Origin of the sequence: Vibrio sp. HS-50-1, from assembly GCF_024747315.1 — a bacterium.
Taxonomy (GTDB): Bacteria; Pseudomonadota; Gammaproteobacteria; order Enterobacterales; family Vibrionaceae; genus Vibrio; species Vibrio diabolicus.
In genome coordinates, this window is record NZ_JAMPZF010000028.1 from 1 (window position 1) to 6,067 (window position 6,067).

Consider the following 6,067-nt stretch of genomic DNA (forward strand, 5'->3'; position numbering starts at 1 on the left):
GAGTGGTCCCTCTAGGTACGGATTTAGGTGGCCCAAATTGACCACGCAACCAAAAAAAGATAATTGGTAAATCTAATATCAAAAGGAAATAAACTTGAGAGCTGGTGCTGATAGGCAGACTCGAACTGCCGACCTCATCCTTACCAAGGATGCGCTCTACCACCTGAGCTATATCAGCACTCAAATTAGAGTGGAGCGGGCAGCGGGAATCGAACCCGCATCATCAGCTTGGAAGGCTGAGGTAATAGCCATTATACGATGCCCGCAACACGTAACTCTGAGAGCTATTTCCTAAAGAATATGGTGGAGGGGGACGGATTCGAACCATCGAAGGCAGTGCCGGCAGATTTACAGTCTGCTCCCTTTGGCCACTCGGGAACCCCTCCAAATTTTCAAGCCATTCAGACTACTAAAGGAAAGAATGGTGCCGACTACCGGAATCGAACTGGTGACCTACTGATTACAAGTCAGTTGCTCTACCTACTGAGCTAAGTCGGCATAAGTGGTGCGCATTCTATTGAATGATTTTCGAGGTTGCAATAGTAATTTTAAAAAAAATCATAAAATTCGATTTTTTAGATTCGTTTGCTGCAAATTCGTACAAACTTGGCTTTTTTAAAGTAAACTTCGACCTTTGTCGTTTGCTTTGAAGTTCGCTTGATGTATGTTCTTGCTTCTACTAAACCAAGGATAAAAGAGACCCATGAGTCCATTTTTGTCATTTGACCGTGCAAATTGGGCCGAGTTAAGAAACTCTGTACCGATGACACTTTCTGAAGACGACTTGACTGCGCTTCAGGGCATTAATGAAAACCTAACCATGGAGGAAGCGGTAGAAATCTACCTTCCTTTGTCTCGTCTTTTGAATCTGTACGTCCAAGCCCGTCAAAGCCGCAACTCCGTATTACAACAATTCTTGAATACGGAAGAACATGCCCCTCCTTTTGTGATTGGTATCGCCGGCAGTGTCGCTGTAGGCAAAAGTACAACAGCTCGTATTCTGACCGCATTGCTTTCTCGTTGGGAGAATCATCCCAAAGTGTCCTTGGTCACTACAGATGGCTTCCTATATCCGAAAAAGGTACTAGAAGAACGCGGTATCATGCATCGTAAAGGGTTTCCTGAGTCCTATGATATCAAACGTTTAGTTGAGTTTATGTCTGACGTTAAAGCGGGTAAGCCGGATCTTGAAGTACCTATTTACTCCCACATCACGTATGACATTACGGACGAACTAAGAAAAGTTGATAGACCGGATGTTCTTATCATTGAAGGTTTAAACGTTCTACAAAGTGGAATGGATTATCCGCATGATCCACATCGCGTCTTTGTCTCTGATTTTTTGGATTTTTCGATCTATGTCGATGCTGAAACAGAGACAATTGAACAGTGGTATGTGGAACGATTTCTAAAGTTTCGCCAAGGGGCTTTTACTAAACCCGGTTCTTATTTTAGTCACTACACGCAACTGTCAGTCGATGAAGCAAAGCAAAAAGCGAAACAAATTTGGCATGATATTAATGGGCTCAACTTGGAGCTGAATATTCTTCCCACCCGAGAAAGAGCCCATTTGATTCTACACAAAGGCGTCAACCACTTGGTTGATAAGGTGTCTTTACGAAAGTAATTGAACGTCAATCGCTTTTACGCAACGAGATTTCGCCACCAATGTAAGTCTCTAGCCCTTGCGAGGTTTCGAGTAATATCCCGCCTTGATGATCGATGCCGCGTACGACGCCGTGCACCTCTCTAGGTCCGATGAGCAGCTTGACTTGACGATTGAGAAAGTTATCTAATCGATTCCAACGTTCGACAAAGCTGGTAAGCCCTTTCAGTTCATACTCGATAAGTGCGGAATTCCAATGCTTGATAAGCGTCGTCGCTAGGACATTTCTATCGATCACGAGACTCTCGTTTACCTGATTCAATGTTGTCCATGGTTGATCAATCTCAGGTTGCTCATCAGGCATTCCAATATTGAGCCCCATCCCAATCACAAGATGAGCAGCACCACCGGCCTGCCCTGACATCTCCACTAAGATTCCTGCCAGTTTTTTATCTTGATAATACAGGTCATTTGGCCACTTGAGTTTAACGCCTTGTATGCCCATTTCTTCTAGTGCTTCCACTGCGGCAATACCAATAACAAGGCTTAAGCCCATTGCCGCGGCCATTCCCGCATCTAATCGCCAGTACATGGATAGGTATAAGTTAGAGCCAAATGGAGAGATCCATTGTCTACCGCGGCGACCACGTCCTTGTGCTTGATACTCAGCTATACAAACACGGCCCTTTTCTGACTCTGCAACTCTATCAAGCAAATACTGGTTGGTTGAGTTAATCACAGGAACAAGCTCAACAAGTGACTCCGCACTAGCAGTAAGGAGAGCTTCATCTAGCAACTGCAATGGTGATGCCAACTGGTAACCGCGCCCTTGCACTCGATAAATATCAATGCCCCACTCACTAAGACCTTTAATATGCTTAGCTATTGCCGCTCTGGATACATTCAGGGCTTCGCCCAGCGCCTCTCCAGAATGAAACTCGCCGTTACTTAATGACTTTAAGATATGAAGTTTCGTAGAGTGATCTTTTCTCATCTTAACGCCTCGATCTGAGCCAGGTTGGTTTCCCCGGTACGGTTCAGAAATCGAACTTCATGCTCAAGTTCTATTCGGTATTTATCCCACACTGCCTGCTTCACTAGGGAAGCAAGTGCGACAACATCATCGGCACTGCAGTTGTCCATGTTGGTCAAAACCAAGGCTTGCATAGGGTTGACCTGTGCACCATGCACAGACTTCCCCTTTAATCCGCACTGATCAATCAGCCAACCAGCCGCGACTTTCATTCCGCCAGGAGTTGGATAGGCCACGATATTAGTATGTTGCTTCATGAGTCGATCATAATGATCTTGAGTGATCACTGGGTTTTTAAAGAAACTTCCTGCGTTACCTACCTTGACTGGATCCGGCAGTTTCTCCGTTCGCACTTGGCAAACTCGCTCGAAGATTGTTGCTGGGCTAAGTTGTTCTTCCGGAATATCTTTTAAAGGACCATATTGATTAATCGGTTGCCATTGCTTAGCCAACTTAAGCCCTAGTGCAGTAATAAAGCACTTTTCATGCAAAGCGTGTTTAAAAATGGAGTCTCGGTAGCCAAAGTTACAGTCTCTGGCGCTCATTCTTCTATTTTCAAATGTAGTTAGATCAAGAACATCCACGTAGTCACAAATGTCTTTTAGCTCTAGTCCATAGGCTCCAATGTTTTGAATAGGAGCCGAGCCTGCACAGCCAGGGATCAGGGCTAGGTTTTCTAACCCACCAATTCCCTGACTCACACACCAGGAAACCAAATCAGGCCAGTCTTCACCACCTGCAATATGCAATAGGTATTGGTCATCCGTTTCCGTCACATTTTTACCCATGAGTCGATTAACGATCACTAACCCGTCAAAATGCTCAGTGAAAAGAACATTACTTCCTTTACCTAAAAAAAGTTTCGGTAAATGGGTGAATCTCGGGTCTTGAAATAGTTGGATAACCTCCTCGAGCGACTCGATGGTCGCTAAATAGGAACACGACTGTTCAATCCCAAAAGTATGGTAAGCCTTAAGGCTTGCATTTGTTTTAATTTGCATAGTAGGTTTGCAACGTCAGATAAGATTCTCTTAAACTGTCGACATTCTACATTAGTTATCTTTTAACCGCAGTGACAATACCTGACTCATTAATCATAGAAGTGTTAAATCCTATCAAGCTCCCTCTCATTAAGAGGTTGTACAAAGCGCATTACCCTTCGGGTCGAGCAAAAAAGGATGAACTGATCATTACAGCGAGCCATAAAGGTGAAATCGTTGCGTTACTACGCTTAAAAACCGTAGATAGATCTCGATTGCTGACGGGAATGCTGGTCATTCCAACACTTAGGGGAGCTGGCATTGGAAAAGAACTACTAACTCATTGTAAAAACAATGTTTTCACTGATGGCGATTATTGCTTCGCGTTTACACATCTCGAATCCTATTATTCCAAGCATGGATTCAAAACCATTGATTGCTCTGAGCTACCACACCCGCTAAAAATGGCATTTCAACGCTATGTAGATAGCGGTAAAGATCTCATTCCAATGCAATTCATCTCTTCAACGACATCAAAACGCGCGCTTTTGTAGCCAGGTAAATCATATCTTTGATAAAATGGCAGGTTCGCAATATTGCACTAAACTAAGGTACTCATACCGATATGATAGTAAGTAGGAATCCATTCGAACAGTTGCCAAGTCTCGCTGTCAATCCGGAAGACTTTGATGTTCTGTATTCAGCAGAATCATTCAGGACTCGTCTTTTGGATGCAATCAGCAAAGCAACGTCGCGAATTTACCTAGTCGCTCTATATCTGGAAGATGATGAAGCTGGACGTGAAATTCTCACTGCGCTTTATGAAGCGAAACAGCGCAATCCTGGGTTGGACATCAATATCTGTGTCGACTGGCATCGAGCGCAGCGTGGCCTGATTGGTGCGGAAACATCTGAGGGTAATTCTGCGCTTTACAAAGCGTATGCCAATAAGTACCAACACCCGATCCCTGTCTATGGTATACCTGTGCGTGGCAGAGAGGTTTTTGGGGTACTGCATTTAAAAGGCTTCATTGTCGATGATACTGTCATCTACAGTGGGGCAAGCTTAAATAACGTTTATCTGCACTATCACGAACGCTATCGCTTTGATCGTTACCATGTGATTCGACATGAGTCTTTAGCTAATTCAATGGTGCAATTCATTCAGGAAGAGATGATTGCTCACCCAGCTGTCAATGATCTTGCTGGAAAAGATAAGCCAGAAACCAAAGAAATTAAGTCGGCGATTCGTCAACTGAGAGCTTCACTTGCTCAAGCTAATTATCAGTTTGAAGACCAACCTGCAACAGAGGAAAGTGTAAAAATCACCCCGCTAGTTGGTCTAGGCAAACGCCGCAATCTGCTCAATCAACAGATTGTAAAGTTACTAGCGGCCGCCCAAAACGAAATCTTTATCTGTACGCCTTACTTTAACTTCCCTAAAGCGCTGCATCGTGAAGTGAAGCGAGCCATGAAACGCGGTGTGAAAGTAACTATTGTTGTGGGCGACAAGACAGCAAACGACTTTTATATTGCCCCTGAGGAAGACTTTAAAACCATTGGCGGACTTCCATATCTGTATGAAGTAAACCTACGCCGCTTTGCGAAAGCAAATGAAGCGAATATCGCTGCGCGTAAACTGTCAATTCACCTCTGGAAGCATGACAATAATAGCTTCCATCTCAAAGGCATTTGGGTTGATAAACGCTATATGCTACTGACGGGGAATAACTTAAATCCTCGGGCTTGGTCACTTGATCTAGAAAATGGGCTACTCATCCAAGACAATTATGCGAAGCTCACTGAGAAGTTCGAAGATGAAGTTTCGCGTATCCTTGAGCATACCCATCTTATCTGTACTTATAAACAGCTAGAAAAAGTGGAAGATTATCCGATAGGGGTGCAGCGGTTAGTAAGAAAAATAACCCGCCTAAAAGCAGATGGGGTTTTAAAACGCATCTTATAAGCATAGTTAGCTTCAAAGCTCAGCATTTTCCTGCTGGGCTTTTTTATTATTCCTGGATCCAACAGCTTAATACTCTATTAGACCTCTATATTAGTAGACTTCAGTAAAATAAGCTTGCGAGACGCAACTTAACCCCAAACGCAACAACCTAGAATCTAGAAAGGCAATACATGAGTTAGTAGCTAGGTGCTTAATAACTCAGTCTTCCGATCTTACTCTTTCTTACACTACGCTAGTGAATAAGCTTTCTAACTCGTAATAAAGGGGAGCTTTAATGAGTCTGCACAGGAGCTCAAAACTAGCCCTCGAGACTGGGACCCCGCACAGAATTGCGCAACACCTCGTCATGGCAGGGCTTAGAAAGCATAGCGAAGAGGGAAGTCTGCCTCTCGATGCAAGATTTCAATATGGAAATGAGGTTAAGGTAAGTCGGGTAACCAAAACGAAAAAAGCCCCAGTCTTTCGACTGAGGCTTAATATAA

The 6,067-nt window shown here is 43.8% G+C and carries 5 protein-coding genes and 4 tRNA genes; 3 read left to right on the forward strand and 6 right to left on the reverse strand.

The features are described from left to right. Positions 1-102: 102 nt before the first annotated feature. From NDJ01_RS14230 to NDJ01_RS14245, 4 genes are all read right to left on the reverse strand, one after another. Positions 103-178: transfer RNA gene (locus tag NDJ01_RS14230), tRNA-Thr, on the reverse strand. A gap of 13 nt (positions 179-191) precedes the next feature. Beyond that, positions 192-266, reverse strand: a tRNA-Gly gene (locus tag NDJ01_RS14235). Between the two features lie 35 nt (positions 267-301). Beyond that, positions 302-386: transfer RNA gene (locus NDJ01_RS14240), tRNA-Tyr, on the reverse strand. A 36-nt stretch (positions 387-422) separates the two neighbouring features. Next, positions 423-498: transfer RNA gene (locus NDJ01_RS14245), tRNA-Thr, on the reverse strand. Positions 499-703: 205 nt separating this feature from the next. Between NDJ01_RS14245 and coaA the strand changes: the two genes are divergently transcribed. After that, on the forward strand, positions 704-1,627 hold the full coding sequence (coaA, locus tag NDJ01_RS14250; RefSeq protein ID WP_005398335.1) for a type I pantothenate kinase: 924 nt from the start codon (positions 704-706) through the stop codon (positions 1,625-1,627). Positions 1,628-1,634: 7 nt separating this feature from the next. Here coaA and birA read toward each other — a convergent pair whose 3' ends face one another. Together birA and murB are read right to left on the reverse strand one after the other, a co-directional pair. Further along, a complete protein-coding gene (gene birA, locus NDJ01_RS14255) occupies positions 1,635-2,600 on the reverse strand; it encodes a bifunctional biotin--[acetyl-CoA-carboxylase] ligase/biotin operon repressor BirA (RefSeq protein WP_053809528.1) in 966 nt (321 codons plus the stop codon). Beyond that, positions 2,597-3,640, reverse strand: coding sequence for a UDP-N-acetylmuramate dehydrogenase (gene murB / locus NDJ01_RS14260; protein ID WP_182037411.1), 1,044 nt, complete (start codon positions 3,638-3,640; stop codon positions 2,597-2,599). The genes birA and murB overlap by 4 nt, the downstream gene beginning before the upstream one ends. Positions 3,641-3,741: 101 nt before the next feature. Here murB and NDJ01_RS14265 point away from each other — a divergent pair, with 101 nt between their 5' ends. Both NDJ01_RS14265 and pssA read left to right on the forward strand, forming a co-directional pair. Next, positions 3,742-4,173 (forward strand): GNAT family N-acetyltransferase, encoded by a 432-nt coding sequence (locus tag NDJ01_RS14265; protein WP_258586893.1) that lies wholly within the window; start codon positions 3,742-3,744, stop codon positions 4,171-4,173. Positions 4,174-4,244: 71 nt separating this feature from the next. Next, the gene (pssA, locus tag NDJ01_RS14270; protein WP_046874695.1) at positions 4,245-5,585 is read left to right on the forward strand and encodes a CDP-diacylglycerol--serine O-phosphatidyltransferase; all 1,341 of its coding nucleotides are present in this window, start codon (positions 4,245-4,247) and stop codon (positions 5,583-5,585) included. The last annotated feature ends 482 nt before the right edge of the window (positions 5,586-6,067 follow it).